General features: G+C 45.6%; 10 protein-coding genes. 7 read left to right on the top strand and 3 right to left on the bottom strand.

Annotation, left to right across the window (positions count from 1 at the left end; genetic code table 11):
* The first annotated feature begins 230 nt into the window (after positions 1–230).
* The 3 genes from LZG73_RS16575 to LZG73_RS16565 all read left to right on the top strand — a co-directional run bounded on the left by LZG73_RS16575 (position 231) and on the right by LZG73_RS16565 (position 5,638).
* Complete coding sequence (locus LZG73_RS16575; RefSeq protein ID WP_233852429.1) at positions 231–1,145, top strand: ABC transporter ATP-binding protein; 915 nt, start codon at positions 231–233, stop codon at positions 1,143–1,145.
* A 32-nt stretch (positions 1,146–1,177) separates the two neighbouring features.
* Entirely contained in the window at positions 1,178–2,503 is a 1,326-nt protein-coding gene (locus tag LZG73_RS16570) for an ABC transporter permease (RefSeq protein WP_233852421.1), read from the top strand.
* A gap of 153 nt (positions 2,504–2,656) precedes the next feature.
* Positions 2,657–5,638 (top strand): DUF2723 domain-containing protein, encoded by a 2,982-nt coding sequence (locus LZG73_RS16565; RefSeq protein WP_233852419.1) that lies wholly within the window; start codon positions 2,657–2,659, stop codon positions 5,636–5,638.
* 101 nt (positions 5,639–5,739) lie between these two features.
* On the opposite strand, the gene LZG73_RS16560 is transcribed toward LZG73_RS16565, so the two are convergent.
* The 3 genes from LZG73_RS16560 to LZG73_RS16550 form a co-directional block, all read right to left on the bottom strand.
* The gene (locus LZG73_RS16560) at positions 5,740–6,924 is read right to left on the bottom strand and encodes an endonuclease/exonuclease/phosphatase family protein (RefSeq protein ID WP_233852417.1); all 1,185 of its coding nucleotides are present in this window, start codon (positions 6,922–6,924) and stop codon (positions 5,740–5,742) included.
* Between the two features lie 98 nt (positions 6,925–7,022).
* Positions 7,023–8,186 carry a molecular chaperone DnaJ gene (gene dnaJ, locus LZG73_RS16555; RefSeq protein WP_233852415.1) on the bottom strand — a complete coding sequence of 388 codons (1,164 nt, stop codon included), beginning with the start codon at positions 8,184–8,186 and terminating at the stop codon, positions 7,023–7,025.
* Between the two features lie 16 nt (positions 8,187–8,202).
* Entirely contained in the window at positions 8,203–8,823 is a 621-nt protein-coding gene (locus LZG73_RS16550) for a nucleotide exchange factor GrpE (protein ID WP_233852413.1), read from the bottom strand.
* Positions 8,824–8,935: 112 nt separating this feature from the next.
* On the opposite strand from LZG73_RS16550, the gene queG reads away from it, so the two are divergent.
* The 4 genes from queG to LZG73_RS16530 all read left to right on the top strand — a co-directional run bounded on the left by queG (position 8,936) and on the right by LZG73_RS16530 (position 15,432).
* Entirely contained in the window at positions 8,936–9,883 is a 948-nt protein-coding gene (gene queG, locus LZG73_RS16545; protein ID WP_233852411.1) for a tRNA epoxyqueuosine(34) reductase QueG, read from the top strand.
* Positions 9,884–9,974: 91 nt separating this feature from the next.
* The gene (locus tag LZG73_RS16540) at positions 9,975–10,388 is read left to right on the top strand and encodes a DUF1761 domain-containing protein (RefSeq protein WP_233852409.1); all 414 of its coding nucleotides are present in this window, start codon (positions 9,975–9,977) and stop codon (positions 10,386–10,388) included.
* A 380-nt stretch (positions 10,389–10,768) separates the two neighbouring features.
* Positions 10,769–13,834: a SusC/RagA family TonB-linked outer membrane protein gene (locus LZG73_RS16535; protein WP_233852407.1), complete on the top strand. Its 3,066-nt coding sequence runs from the start codon at positions 10,769–10,771 to the stop codon at positions 13,832–13,834.
* A 26-nt stretch (positions 13,835–13,860) separates the two neighbouring features.
* Positions 13,861–15,432 carry a SusD/RagB family nutrient-binding outer membrane lipoprotein gene (locus LZG73_RS16530; protein ID WP_233852399.1) on the top strand — a complete coding sequence of 524 codons (1,572 nt, stop codon included), beginning with the start codon at positions 13,861–13,863 and terminating at the stop codon, positions 15,430–15,432.
* Positions 15,433–15,478 lie beyond the last annotated feature (46 nt).

Below are 15,478 nucleotides of genomic sequence, written 5' to 3'. Positions count from 1 at the left end.
CTGAATTTAAACGGAATGAGCCCGGTACAATACCGAGCTCATCACACTAATCGTTAATTCTTAAACTCGTCCAACTTTTGGGGTTCAGTCCATGATCCGCCCGCTTTTTTTATTTTACCACTAATCCCGGAATAATTAGCGCTCATACTGTAACTTTAATCCGGTCACACATTACTTTGCATTTTTGGTTGCCGCACGATCGGCCGCTGTCACAGACCTTTCCCTTAAATATGAATATCATCGAAGTCAGGAATGTAACGAAGGAATATTCCAATCATGTTGCATTGGACGATGTCAGTATTAACATTCCGAAAGGATGCATTTTCGGTTTATTAGGCCCGAATGGAGCTGGTAAGACGTCTCTGATCCGGATCATCAATCAGATCACAGGCCCGGACAAAGGCGAAATTCTGTTCGACGGGCAGCATTTGAATCAAAATCACATTTCGCGGATTGGCTACTTACCTGAGGAACGCGGGCTTTACAAAAAAATGAAAGTTGGCGAGCAGCTGCTTTATCTGGCGCAATTGAAAGGGCTATCCCAAAAACAGGCCATGGAAAAGCTTAAAACGTGGTTTGTTAAATTTGACATTAAAACCTGGTGGGACAAAAGTGTTTCCGATTTGTCGAAAGGAATGCAGCAAAAAGTCCAGTTCGTTTCCACCGTTCTGCACGAGCCCGATCTGATCATTCTGGATGAGCCGTTCTCGGGTTTCGACCCAATCAACGCCAATCTCATCCGCGACGAGATTTTGGAACTGAAACAGAACGGCAGCACAATCATTTTTTCAACGCACAGGATGGAAACCGTTGAGGAACTTTGCGATAACATTGCATTGATTCACAAAGCTAAAAAAGTACTTGATGGCCCTAAAAAGCTCATTAAGGAGCAATTTAAAACCCACACTTATTTCGTGGAATACAAAGGCGACCTGAGCGGGCTCGAAGATTTTTACACGCTAACACCCGAAAAAGAACTTGAAAACGGATTCAGACGCACCAACATTCATTTAGGCGAGAATGCCAGTCCTAACGATTTGCTCCGGGATCTGCTTCCAAAAGCGGAAATCCGGTCATTTGGCGAAAACATTCCGAGCATGAGCGACATTTTCATGCGTTCCGTAAATGAAGTTCCGGAGGCATAGCAGCAGCATTCTCAACATTTAAACCTTTCCCAATGCGCAATATATTTTTAGTTATCAGAAGAGAATATCTGGTCAGGGTTAAAAAGAAGTCATTTTTGATCATGACTTTGCTCGGACCATTGCTTTTCGTTGCGTTTTATGCAGCTGTGATCTGGATTGCAATCGGTTCGGTGGACACGAAAACGGTTCAGGTCCTGGATGAAAGCGGCTTGTTCAAGAATGAGTTTAAGGATAACGAAACATTGAAATTCACCTATCTGGATTCTTCGCTCGATTCGGCCAAGTCGGCATTCAAAGGCAGCGCGGCAAATGCATTGGTTTACATTCCAAAAGACGTCATTAAGGAGCCAAAAAGTGTCCGGATTTATGCTGCTAAGAATGTCAGCATGGATCTGAAATCAGAAATTGAAAAGGTCATTGAGAAAGAAATTGAAGACATTAAGCTAGGCGAAGCGGGCATTACGCACAAAATTCTGGAAGATTCCCGCGTCAATGTGAGTTCAAAAACCATCAGTCTGAGCGAAGAAGGTGAAAAAACGAGCAGTTCAGGCGCGGCGACGGTAATTGGCGGCATTTGTGCATTCCTGATTTATATGTCGGTTTTCATTTACGGCACGCAGGTCATGCGCGGAATAACTGAGGAAAAAACCAGTCGCATTGTTGAAGTGATCATTTCTTCGGTGAAGCCATTCCATTTAATGCTGGGCAAAATCATTGGAGTCGCATTGGTTGGCCTTACGCAGTTTGTGCTCTGGATTTTACTCACAACAGCCTTAACAAGTGCAACATCAGCAATTTTAAGCAACAGAATGGCCGAACAATCACCTGAGGTGGCTCAGGAAATGCAAAAAATGCAAAAAGGCATGCCTGCTTCCGGAATGCCCGGCAGCAATGTTGAAAATCCAGTTGCAGAGGTTTTAGGCGCAATCAGCAGCTTGAACATTCCATTAATTTTAGGCTGCTTTCTGTTCTATTATTTGGGAGGTTATTTGCTTTACAGTGCGCTTTTCGGCGCCGTGGGAGCGGCCGTCGACAATGATGCAGACACGCAGCAATTTATGCTGCCCATTACGTTACCCATTATTTTTTCCTTTGTTTTCGCCCAATTCGTCCTCCGCGACCCCGACGGCACCCTGGCTTTCTGGACTTCAATCATTCCCTTCACATCGCCGATTATCATGATGGTCCGCATTCCCTTTGGCGTTCCAGCCTGGGAAATCGCACTTTCAATGGTTCTTTTGGTGCTCGGCTTCATGGGCACGACCTGGCTTGCAGCAAGAATTTACCGCGTCGGCATTCTTATGTATGGTAAAAAAGTCAGTTACCGTGAGCTGGCCAAATGGATCTTTTACAAGTGAAATGCTTTTGGTTTCTTAACACTTTTTAAGAGAAGGAAGAACTTGGTGTTGAGGTAATTTTGCTAATTTTGGCGACCATTGATAAAACTGCTCAATAAGAGTTGCCATCTTTGCGCATCGTGCATATAACATTTTAAATTTACTGTCTGTCAAATGACCCGTTTCAACCGTTCCAACAACCTTACGGGTTGGATTGTTTTCGCAATTGCATTAATCACATATACGCTTACAGTTGAACGAACTGCCAGTTTTTGGGATTGCGGAGAATTTATCGCTTGTGCTTTTAAACTTCAGGTGCCACACCCTCCGGGAGCACCTTTTTTCCTGTTAATAGGGCGCCTTTTTTCGCTTTTTGCCTTTGGTGACTTGACCAATGTTGCTTATTGGGTAAATATGGTTTCGGTGATGAGCAGTGCCTTCACCATTCTTTTCCTGTTCTGGACAATCACATTACTTGCCCGCAAGCTTATTTCAAAAAATGACGATGAGCTTACGCAGGGAGACATCATCCTGCTAATGGGCGCTGGAATCGTGGGTGCGCTTGCCTACACATGGTCAGATTCATTCTGGTTTTCGGCCGTGGAAGCCGAGGTTTACGGGATGTCTTCGTTCTTTACAGCCATCGTGATCTGGGCCGTTTTCAAATGGGAACGCGTGGAAGATCCTGCTGCTGAGAACCGCTGGCTGATTTTTATCGCTTATCTGGTTGGTCTTTCCATTGGTGTCCATTTGTTGAACTTGGTGACAATTCCTGCATTGGCGCTTGTTTATTATTTCAAGAAATATCCAAAAAGAAGCGTTTTAGGTGGCGTTATTGCCTTCGCTGGCGGACTGGTTATTCTTGCCATTATCAATTCAGGGATCATTCCTGGTTTGCCAAGCGTTGCCGGTAAATTTGAGATTTTCTTTGTCAATTCACTCGGACTTCCTTACAAATCCGGAGTGATATTCTTCATCATTATTTTCATTGGCGCTATTATTTGGGGAATCCGCTATTCGCACCAAAAAGCCAATGTGTTGCTGAATACGAGCTTGTTATCACTCGCATTTGTTTTGATCGGTTATGCAAGTTATCTGATGGTGCTTGTGCGCGCAGAATACAATCCGCCGATCAATGAAAACAATCCGAATGACGTTTTGAGCTTTGTTTCTTATCTGAAAAGAGAGCAATATGGCAGCCGTCCTCTGCTTTACGGACCATCATTCGTGTCGCGTCCGGTAAGCCAAAAGCGCGGTGCGCCTATGTATCGCAAGCAAGATGGCAAATACGCAATCTATGACTACCGTCCTGAATATGAGTATGAACCGGGGAGCAGCATGTTGCTGCCGCGGATGTATTCCACGCAGTCGGGTCACCCGCAGCTTTACCAGCAAATGACTGGACTGGCGGAAGGCCAGAAGCCTACAATGGGCGCAAACTTGTCGTTCATGTTTTCCTATCAGATCGGGCACATGTATTGGCGTTATTTCCTGTGGAATTTTGTAGGTCGGGAAAGTGACGAGGAAGGGGCCGGCAACATGCTTCCTTGGGATGCAGGCAAGAAATATCCCGGACCGATTGCCAATAACAAGGCACATGACAACTATTTTATGCTGCCGTTTATTCTTGGTTTGCTGGGAATTGTGGTCGTTTATTTCAGGCAAAAGCGTGATTTACTCGTGCTCGGTCTGTTGTTCATTTTGACAGGCGTCGCGCTTGTTGTTTATCTGAATTCCCCGCCAACGGAGCCGCGCGAACGTGATTACATTTATGTTGGATCATTCTATATTTTCTGTATTTGGATCGGTTTTGGCGTAATTTCAGTTGCCGATGCATTGAACAAGTTTGTTAAGAATGCGACCACACGTGCTGGCGCTGCAACGGCAATTTGCTTGGTTGTTCCGCTGATTATGGGTGTAAAAGGTTGGGATAATCACAACCGCGACAATAGATTTCACTCTGTTGATTTTGCCAAAAACCTTTTGAATTCTTGTGCGCCCAATGCAATCCTGTTCACAGGCGGCGATAATGATACATTCCCATTGTGGTATGTGCAGGAAGTGGAAGGTTTCCGGACCGATGTGCGCGTGTGTAACCTCAGCTTGTTGGGAACAGACTGGTATATCGATCAGATGAAACGCAAAACCTATTTGTCAGAAGCATTGCCGATCTCATTGGATAAGAGCAACTATGCTTTTGGAAAGAATGACATTGTGCCTTTCTACGAAATCCCAAGCGTGAAAGCCGGAATCAATTTGAAAGAATATCTTGGATTGGTTAAGCAAGAAAATAAAGCCATCCAGGTTCCGCTTACAAGTGGTGATATGACGTCAATTCTGCCATCTTCGGTACTTTTCTTGCCAGTCAATGCAGAAGCAGTGAAGAAGATGAATATTATCAAAAGCGATCTTATTCCTTTCGTAAGTGATTCCATCAGCTGGACAATTGGTAAAGGTGATTTGTATAAATCGGACCTGATCATGCTTGATATCATTGCCACCAACGACTGGATCAGACCAATTTATTTCTCATCAACATTAGGCGGTTCAAGTTACATGAATCTGAAAGAATACATGCAGCTGGAAGGTTATGCATATCGTTTGTTGCCAGTAAAAGTGCCAGGCGCAAGTGATGGTTATGTGAATTCGGATGTGATGTATAACAACTTGATGAACAAGATGTTCTGGCGCGAACTCGACAATCCGAACACGTATTACGATAACACATATCTTGGTTCACCCGTTGCCACAGCGCGCATAGCATTCTTGCGTTTGGCGGGTCAGCTGATAGCAGACGGCCGTAAGGATGAGGCCAAGAAAGCTATTGATAAATCGCTTGCGACAATGCCGGACAAAAGCATTCCTTACGACCAGTTCTCGGCCAATTTTATAGGGCCATTGTTTGATTTGGGAGAAACAAAAAGAGCATTGGAAATTGCCGAAACTATGGCAAACCGCTCCGACGAAGTGCTAACCTGGGCCAAGGATAACAACACAACCAGGCGCCGCGACACCAACGTTTATCTCTACATCATGCAGATCATCGTTCAGGAATGCCGCGAAGCCAAGCAGGAAGCAGTTGCCAAAAAATACGAAGCCATATTCCAGAAGCACCTGACTGCTTTTAACATGTATGGGGGAGGAGGGCAGCAGTAATTGCTCCGAAATAAAAAGGCGGGGATCAGCATTGTGCTGGTTCCCGCCTTTTTTTGCGCCCTAATTTTTGTGATGCGGATTTAGATTACTAGCAACCTTTCTTATTGCAACTTAACCTTAACCTTCACCCAAACCAGCCGGTGATCCGAAGTTGACTCCCGCTTTTCGACCAGGTCTGCCAATGGCTCTCCTTTTTCAGGCCAGAAAACGCCGCTGTCCAAGACGGTAAATCCTGCGCGAGATGGCAGCACATAATCAGCGCGCATGCGCCAGACGGCCGTGTGGTTTTTGGCGAAAGGGTTGCTGCTGCTGTGTTGCGGGCCGCCTTTGCTAGCCGGTGTGAAATCATTGTTGACTTTCGGATGACTGAGCAGCGCTTTAATGCCTGCGGTGATGGCGTTGCCTTCATCCGGCGAAGCGTTTTGGTCGCCCAGAATAACGAATGAGTCATTTGCTTTCAATGCACCACGCGTTCCTTTGTCATCATAAATATAAGCGCCCTGTTCTCCGCTGATGTAATCTTTCCAAAACCGGATCTCATCGTGATTGCGTTTGCCATTACGGTCCTCAGGTCCGTCGAATGTTGGCGGAGTGGGGTGGCTGGCTAAGACGTGGATCGTCTTATTGCCTGCTTTGATCGGAATATCCCAATGCGATTTGGAAGAAAGCGGAAACTGCTGCCAGGCTTCGGGTGCATACCAATCGCTGTTATCAGGTTTTTTGGTTTGCAATGCTCCCGGCATGTCTTTCCATTTGAAGTTTTGAAAGGTCCGCACTTGCGTCATATCAATAGGATATTTTGATAAGAGCACCATTCCATATTGTCCCGGATACAATCCATAACCCCACGCATCCGCACCAAACTGCTCGGCTTTCCCATTGTTGTCCAGATCAAACGGACTCGGTTGTCCCGTGTTGACGGTCGAATAATAGCAATAAGGATAATCAATGGCTTTTTGCCCCTCCGAATCAATGTTCAGGTAAGCTTTGACAAATTGCAGAATGCCCTGACTCGGATCTTTAACATAATCAAATTCATTGAGCAGGATCACGTCCGGACGGACCGTTTTAATGATCCGGGCAATGTTGTGGATTTGCGCGTTGCTGCCGGAAGCCAGTTCCTTAATCAGCACTTGTTCAGAAATATCTTTGGTGCCTTTTGGAACATAGTTTTCTGCTTCCATGCTCACATTATAGGTTGCAAATGTGAGTTCAGAAGGTGTGTTGGTTTGGGCAAACAGCATGCTTGGAATTAATAGGGCAATGGAAAGGAATATGGTTTTCATTTTTTGAATTTAGTCAAATATCGATTGTGGGTCAAAGTAAACAAGCCGCCTCATTGCTGAAACGGCTTGTTCTATATTTAATGATTTGATAACGGCTTTCAATGAAAGAAATCTTTCATTTTATCAAAAAATCCTTTTTCATTTTTCCCCGGTTTCGGTTGGAAGTTCGGCGAATGACGCAGTGATTCCAATGTTTCACGTTCGTCGGAAGTCAGTTGCTGCGGCGTCCAGACATTGATGTGAACCAGTTGATCGCCTTTGCCATAACCATTCAAATCTTTGATTCCTTTGCCTTTTAAACGCAGGATTTTTCCAGCCTGGGTTCCGGATTCAATGTTGATTCTTGCTTTTCCGTCAATCGTTGGGATCTCTGTTGATGTCCCCAAAGTTGCGTCGATGAAGCTTAAATGCATGTCAAAAACAATGTTGTTCCCATCGCGTTTCAACTGCGCATCCTCTTCTTCCTCAATCACAATCAGCAAATCTCCTGCAACGCCACCGCGTGTAGGCACATTTCCTTTGCCCGACATGGATAGTTGCATTCCTTCCGCCACACCGCCCGGAATGTTAAGCGTGATCAGGTCGTCTTGCAGCAATCTTCCCTCTCCGGCGCATGAGTCGCAGCGTTCGCTGATGATCTTGCCGTCGCCGTTACAAGTTGGGCAAGTGCTCGTAGAAACCATCTGGCCAAGCATTGTGCTCACGACCTTTCTAACCTGACCTGTTCCGTTACAAGAATTACAGTTGGTAAGCGAAGTGCCGTTTTTGGCACCGTTACCACCGCAGGTGTTGCAAGTAACGTGTCTTTTAACTTTTATTTTTTTCTCAACACCGTTTGCGACTTCTTCCAGGTTCAATTTCAGCTTGATTCTCAAATCAGAACCTTTGCGAACCCTGCGTCCGCCGCCACCGCCAGTGCGTCCGAAAATGTCACCAAATGGACTGCTATCACCGAAAATATCACCGAATTGGGAGAAAATGTCATCCATTGTAAACCCGCCGCCGTTGAAACCGCCGGCGCCAGCTCCGGCACCGCCTACACCCGCATGACCATATTGGTCGTAACGTGCACGTTTGTTTTCATCGCTCAGGATGCTGTACGCTTCCGCCGCTTCCTTAAACTTGTCTTCCGCAGTGGGATCATCCGGATTTTTGTCCGGGTGAAATTTAATCGCCAGCTTGCGATATGCTTTCTTAATGTCGTCAGCCGCTGCGCCGCGATCTACGCCGAGGATTTCGTAGTAATCTCTTTTCTTTGCCATTTTTTGTTGCTAAAAATTAAGCTCCTACGATCACTTTCGCGTAACGTATCACTTTGTCGTTAAGATAATATCCCTTTTCAATCTCGTCAATCACCTTACCTTTAAGATCTTCCGACGGCGCAGGGAATTGCGCAATAGACTCGTGCAATTCAGCATCGAAGGTTTCTCCCTTGGATGCCATTGGTTTAAGTCCTTTTGCTTCAAGCGTTTTATAAAGCTTTGTATAAATTAAATCAACACCTTCTTTTAATGCGTCAATTTCAGATGAAGATTCGAAAGAGACTTTTGCACGCTCGAAATCGTCAACAATTGGCAAAATAACCTTTACCATGTCTGCACTCGCGCCAGAAATCATTTCCAGTTTTTCTTTTGCAGTGCGGCGACGGAAGTTTTCGAAGTCGGCATATAAACGAATGTATTTGTCTTTCAGCTCACCGATCTCAATTTTAGCCTCTTCGAGTGAGTCTTTTGCTGCTGGTGATTCATTCAAAATCTCTTTTCCAGCATTGTCCAATGGAACAGAATTAGTTGCAATCGTTTCTTCGTTGTCTGTATTGTCAGCCCCGAGCGGCGCAGTTTCTTCGTTCATTTCGTAATTTTTGTCTTGATCTATGTTGGATTCGATATTTTCAGGCATAATTCTAAATGATATTGTGACGTTTTAATCAACCCATTAGACCCTAAATTATTTTGCCAGGCCTAAAATACTGACAAGATGGCATTTTACAATCAATTCGTAACTTTGTGTAATGACAGCAGAAGATCTTGTACGGCAGCAGCGGAGTCAGTTTATCAAGGCGAAAGCATTGGAGGCGGGGTTCGATTTCTGTGGCATTTCGAAAGCAAATTTTCTGGAAGAAGAAGCGCCGCGGCTCGAAAACTGGCTTAAAAAGAACCATAATGGTGCAATGGGTTATATGGCCAACCATTTTGACAAAAGGCTTGATCCCAGAAAGCTTGTCGACGGCGCCAGGAGCGTCATATCCGTTCTCCTTAATTACTATCCCGAACAAAGATTGCCCGAAGGTCCGGAGGATCTGAAACTTTCCAAATACGCTTACGGAACCGATTATCACTTTGTATTAAAGGAAAAGCTGGGTCAGTTGCTTTTCGCGATCCAGGAGGAAATCGGGGAGGTGAGTGGCCGGATTTTCGTGGATTCTGCGCCGGTTATGGACAAAGTTTGGGCTGCAAAAAGTGGTTTGGGCTGGGTTGGAAAGCATTCCAATTTGCTCAACAGGGACATGGGCAGCTTCTTTTTCATTGGTGAAATCATCTGCGATCTCGATCTTTCCTACGACGGAGCAGTTCAGGATTACTGCGGCACCTGCACGCGATGTCTGGACGCATGCCCCACTGATGCCATTACGGAGCCTTTCGTTGTGGATGGCAGCAAATGCATCAGTTATTACACCATTGAACTCAAAGAAGCCATTCCCGAAGAAGCGCAGGGAAAAATGGAAAACTGGATCTTTGGCTGTGACATTTGCCAGGATGTATGCCCGTGGAACCGGTTTGCCAAGCCGCACACCACCAAAGAATTTAACTTGCCCGAAAATCTGACAGGCTTCACAAACTCCGATTGGCAGGAAATTACAGAAGACGTTTTCCGCGAATTGTTCCGGCGCTCGCCCATTAAGCGTACAAAATATGAAGGTTTGAAGCGCAACGTCGAATTTATTCTATCATCCAGATAAAAAAGCACAATTATTTCCGAAAGATCTTATATTTGAACCGGGAGGCCCGCCCGGGAAGTTCCCGCCAATGACTGAATAAAACGCTCTTTTTATGAGAAAGCAATCTGTCAATTTTTGGGCCGTGCTTGTTTGTGTGGTGTTAGGTCAGGTCATACCAGCATTATGGTATACCATCTTTTCTGACCAATGGATGGCTTTAAATGGCTTTACTGTTGCGCAACTCAATGCGGGAACGACTCCGTTTCAATATCTTGCCAGCATTGTTTCATCTGCCTTAATGGCCCTCACATTGGCGTGGGTATTTATCAAAATCCCGGTAAAGTCACTCGCTTCCGGTCTGACGATCGGCCTGCTTTTCGGCTTCGTGTTCGTTTTCCTCGAAATCGTCGTCAAAGATATGTTCTCCATGCGGCCTCTTATGCTCTCGTTTATAGATGGAGGTGTAAGCGTAATTGTGTACGCAATTACCGGTTCCATTCTGGGTGCGTGGCGCAAATACGATTAGCCGCAGGCTTTCCTTTGCAACTTCCTTCTTGCAATAATACTAGTTGCATCCGTGAAATTGGCGTGCAGCGCTGCACGGCGACGCTTTAACAATTCTAATATTTGGCTGCCAGCATTCGCTAAGTTCTCCAATTCTTCAAATATGCGGAAATGCCCTTTACAGGATTGTGTTTCGAGCACGCAAAAAATACGACACGCAATTAATAATTGTTGAACCGACAAATAATATTTCTTTTTGTGTCATTAATATCACTTTAACGACTTCTTATGGTGAAAAAGGCAAAATATTAGTTTAGTGCAATTAAATTTGGCCAAATAAATTGTTTGTGTTCTTTATTAATTATAAATTTCATAAAAATTCAAAGAAACCCAGATTGACCTATGAAAAGAAGTGTACTTCGTATGCTGCTCATGCTTCTTGCAGCGGCATCTTTTACTTTACCATCTTACGCCCAGGACCGGCAAGTTACCGGGAAGGTCAGTGATGAGAATGGTGCAGGATTACCTGGCGCCAACGTTCTCGTTAAGGGAACCACACGGGGAACAACATCAGATGCAGACGGCGGTTTTTCAATTGCAGTTTCTCCATCAGGAACCACACTTATTATTTCTTCCGTCGGTTACACATCAAAAGAAGTGAGCGTAACGGGCGCGATGACAACGGTGCAGGTGAGCCTCGAGCCGGATGTGCGAAATTTGGGTGAGGTTGTGGTAACCGCACTCGGAATCGAGAGAAGTGCAAAGTCGCTGACTTATGCGACGCAGCAAATTGCCGGAAAACAGCTTACCGACGTCCGTGATGCCAACTTCGTAAACACGCTGTCCGGTAAAGTGGCCGGGATTGTGGTAACACAAGGTTCAAGCGGTCCGGGATCTGCAACGCGTGTCGTGCTTCGCGGAAACCGTTCTATCAGTGGAAATAACAATGCATTGTTTGTAGTAGACGGCGTTCCTATTGATAACACGGTTCAGGGTCAGGTTGGAAATGACTTTGGCGGAACAAACGGCAGTGACGGTGCGTCGAACATTAACCCAGACGACATTGAATCAATGAACGTGTTGAAGGGAGCAGCTGCATCGGCCCTTTATGGTAGCCGCGCTGCAAACGGTGTGGTGATGATTACGACCAAAAGAGGCAAGGCAGGCGCAGTAACTGCGAATATCAATTCAGGTGTTGTGGTTGAAAATCCTTTTCTACTTCCGCAATTTCAAAATACTTACGGACAGGGAGCGGGTGGAACAACTTCCAACTCATATGGCAGCTGGGGTCCTGCTACAACGACTTTTCCTGACAATGTGAAGAACTTCTTCCGTACAGGCGTGTCAACCAACAATTCTTTTGGGATTTCGGCAGGAACGGACAAGGTTCAGACTTATACATCTTATGCATATAACGGTGTGCAAGGCATTGTTCCAAACAACAGCTTGCAGCGTCATACATTTAATGTGCGCATTGGAACGCAGTTGACCAAACGTTTTTCAACGGATGCAAAAATCACTTACGTAAACCAGGACATCAAAAACAAGCCTAAGTCTGGCGAAGAAAGCGGTTTGGTGATGAATGTTTACAAAGTGCCTAGAAGTGTTGATTTGAATACTTACAAAGAATATGAAGATGAAGCTGGCGAGCCAACTTACTGGACGTCCTCTTCTATCTATATGAACCCTTACTGGACCATGAACAAGACTTCGGACGATGAAAAACGTAACCGGATTACTGCGCTTGGTTCTGCAAAATATAACCTGACCGACTGGCTTAACATTCAAGGCCGGATCAGCTACGACCGTTACGACGACCGCATCAACAGAAGCTGGGCTAACCGCACATTGCTTTTCGCAGGCCCGGGTGGTTCTTATCAGGATTTTTCGGTCGCGATTCTTGAAAAAAACCTTGACGTAATCGTTTCGGGAAATAACAAGATCGGTGAGAATTTTGCTTTGACTTACAACTTTGGTGCTGGACAAACTTACAAGCGTTATTCACAAGTGGGTGGCAATGCGAATGGTTTGCTGGTGCCTAACAAGTTTGACCTTTCGTTTGCGTCAACATTATCGCAGATCGCCAATTTCAATGAAAAAGAATTGCATTACGTTTTTGGAACTGCATCGTTCTCCTACAAAGATTTCTTCACAGTGGATGCTGCTGCAAGAAATGACTGGTCGTCAACATTGCCGAAACCTTACTCGTTCTTCTATCCGTCATTTGGTGCTAATTTGATCCTTTCAGAAGCATTTCAATTGCCGAGTGTGATCAGTTTTGCCAAACTTCGCGGATCATGGGCGCAGGTGGGTAATGACACAGATCCTTATTTGCTGTCGCAAACTTATACATTTACCCAAGGCGGAACAGGCGGTTACGTTTATCGTGACCCAACTCAGCCTGCTACAAATCTGAAACCGGAAATTTCTTCTTCTACGGAATTCGGGCTTGACCTGCGTTTGTTCGGCGGGAAACTGGGTGTGGATGTGACTTATTACAACTCCAACACAGTCAACCAGTTGCTTTCACTTTCATTGGCACCAGCTTCTGGTTTCTCTCAGCAATTTATCAATGCTGGTAAAATCAATAATAAAGGTTTCGAGCTTTCTGTTACTGCGAAGGCAGTGAAAACGGATAACTTCAGCTGGGATGTAACATTGAATTTGGCCAAAAATAAAAATAAAATTGTTAGGCTAGATCCAAACGTAAAACGTGCATTCCTGGGCGGCGGCGGATTTGGTCGTACATCAACGCCGGTTGTAGAAGAGGGCGGTTCTTATGGTGACATGATCGCGCAGCGCTGGATGAGAGATGCGCAGGGAAGATTGGTTGTCACTGCGCCGGACACAGCGGGTAACAATGGTGGAAAGCCTGTTGTAAGCAAGGAAAATGAGTATATCGGAAACTTTAACCCTAAGCTTACTGCCGGTTTGAATAACTCTTTCACCTACAAACGCTTCACAGCAAGCTTCCTGATCGACGGCCGCTTCGGCGGAGTAATGACCTCAGGAACAGCGGCTAACCTTGCATTTGATGGAACGGGAGACTTCACAACGGATCACCGCGAAGGCGGATGGATTTTGCCAGGCGTAACTTCGTCAGGAGAAGCCAACACTTCACCGATCAATGCTGAAACATTCTGGACGACAGTTTCAGGCGGTCGTTATTCGTGGGGTGAGTTCTTCACTTATTCTGCAACCAATGTTCGTTTGAGAGAGTTGAGCGTGGGTTATGAAATTCCAACTGGCTCAGGCTTCTTTATCAAATCGGCAAGACTGTCATTCGTAGCGCGTAACTTGTTCTTCCTTTACAGAGGTTCTTCAATCCTTGACATTCCAGGTGTGAAAAAACGCAAGCTGCCGTTTGACCCGGATGTGAATTTGGGTGCCGGTAACTTCCAGGGAATTGAATACGGAAACCTTCCTTCCACAAGAACAATCGGATTAAACCTGAAACTAGGATTTTAGTAAAAACCACTTCTTTCGATAACAAAATGAGCATTTCAAATAAATATAAAAAACTTGCATTAGCCGGAATGGTCCTCGGCTCGGCGGGTCTTATGCAGGCCTGTACTGGTGATTTTGAAGAGATGAATACGAGCAAGACGAAGCTCACCACGCTGACAGAGGATGAACTGCCGTTCCTTTTCTCGCGTGCGGAGCAGCAGGCGTCTTACCAAAGCGGAACTTACCAGATCGCGCAAAATCTCTTCGCGGACCTTTATGCCCAGTATTTCGCAACGTCGGCCACTTACTTTCCTTCCGATCGTTATGTGATGCGTTTTGACTGGCTGACTGGTCACTGGAATCCGATTTACACGCAGGTGGTGCCTCAGCTGAAAACGCTTTTCGAACAAACTGACCCTAACTCTGCCGAATATGCGCTTGCAAATGTAATGTGGGTTTATGCATTTCACAGGCTGACGGATTACTATGGCCCAATCCCGTATTTTGATGCAGGTAAGCCAGCGATTAGTGTTAAATATGACGCGCAAGCAGACATTTACAAAGATTTCTTTGTTCGTCTGGATGCGGCCAACACAGCTTTAAAGGCGAATGCTGCGGCGAAACCTTACGGAACGTTCGACTTGATCTATGCAGGTGATGTTGCAAAATGGATCAAATTTACCAACACATTGCGCCTTCGTCTGGCATTGCGGATTTCGAAAGTGGATCCGGCAGAAGCCAAAAAACAAGCCGAGGCTGCTTATGCTGCTGGTGTGATGACAGAAATTACTGACGACGCCTACATGGTTAAAAAGCTTGTCGGAGATGATGGAAACGGGCTTAGCCGCATTGCCGTATGGAATGAGTTCCGTATGAGTGCTTCCATGGAGTCTGTATTGAAAGGTTACCAGGATCCTCGGATCGGGATTTACTTCCAGCCCGCGACAACTACAAAAACATACGATGGCTTGCGAAACGGACTTAGCCCAACACAGCTCGCACTTCCTAAAAACCTGAACAACGACAACTCAAACGTGGGAACGCGCTGGGTGACCGGATCAGGAGCTGCGTGGGACACCAAATTTGAAACGCCACAGGATATCATGCATACAGCAGAAGCATATTTTCTTCGTGCAGAAGGTGCTTTGAATGGATGGAACATGGGTGGAACGCCAAAGGATTTGTATGAAAAAGGCATCGCAGCTTCTATGGCGCAGTGGGGCCTTACCGGTGCAGCAGTGACTGCATATATCAATAGTCCTGCAAAACCTGTTGCTCCTGGCGATCAGCAGAATTCACCAGCATTGTCTGATGTGTCTATCAAATGGGACGAAGCTGCAACAGCTGCTGTAAAACGTGAGAAAATCGGAACGCAAAAATGGCTGGCCTTATATCCGGATGGAATCGAAGCGTGGGCTGAATACAGAAGAACGCGTTATCCTAAACTTTATCCGGTGGTAAACTCTGAAAATGAGGATGTGCCAGCAGGAGCAGTTTTGAGAAGGATTCCATTCATTACAGCAGAAAAAGAAACAAACAAAGCAGCCGTTGAGGCAGCTGTCCAGTTATTGGGTGGTCCCGACAAAGCAAGCACGCCGTTATGGTGGGATAAAAACTGATCGGTCAAATGTGCTAATATTGAGCAAAAAGGCGGGCGCTATGCCT

Source organism: Dyadobacter sp. CY326 (assembly GCF_021390515.1).
Lineage (GTDB): Bacteria > Bacteroidota > Bacteroidia > Cytophagales > Spirosomataceae > Dyadobacter.
This window is presented reverse-complemented; position numbering and strand designations above follow the sequence as displayed.

Bases quoted from the DNA above. Each gene is read 5' to 3' on its own strand.
- LZG73_RS16575 (WP_233852429.1), top strand. From the start codon at position 231: ATGAATATCATCGAAGTCAGGAATGTAACGAAGGAATATTCCAATCAT.
- LZG73_RS16570 (WP_233852421.1), top strand. From the start codon at position 1,178: ATGCGCAATATATTTTTAGTTATCAGAAGAGAATATCTGGTCAGGGTT.
- LZG73_RS16565 (WP_233852419.1), top strand. From the start codon at position 2,657: ATGACCCGTTTCAACCGTTCCAACAACCTTACGGGTTGGATTGTTTTC.
- LZG73_RS16560 (WP_233852417.1), bottom strand. From the start codon at position 6,924: ATGAAAACCATATTCCTTTCCATTGCCCTATTAATTCCAAGCATGCTG.
- dnaJ (WP_233852415.1), bottom strand. From the start codon at position 8,186: ATGGCAAAGAAAAGAGATTACTACGAAATCCTCGGCGTAGATCGCGGC.
- LZG73_RS16550 (WP_233852413.1), bottom strand. From the start codon at position 8,823: ATGCCTGAAAATATCGAATCCAACATAGATCAAGACAAAAATTACGAA.
- queG (WP_233852411.1), top strand. From the start codon at position 8,936: ATGACAGCAGAAGATCTTGTACGGCAGCAGCGGAGTCAGTTTATCAAG.
- LZG73_RS16540 (WP_233852409.1), top strand. From the start codon at position 9,975: ATGAGAAAGCAATCTGTCAATTTTTGGGCCGTGCTTGTTTGTGTGGTG.
- LZG73_RS16535 (WP_233852407.1), top strand. From the start codon at position 10,769: ATGAAAAGAAGTGTACTTCGTATGCTGCTCATGCTTCTTGCAGCGGCA.
- LZG73_RS16530 (WP_233852399.1), top strand. From the start codon at position 13,861: ATGAGCATTTCAAATAAATATAAAAAACTTGCATTAGCCGGAATGGTC.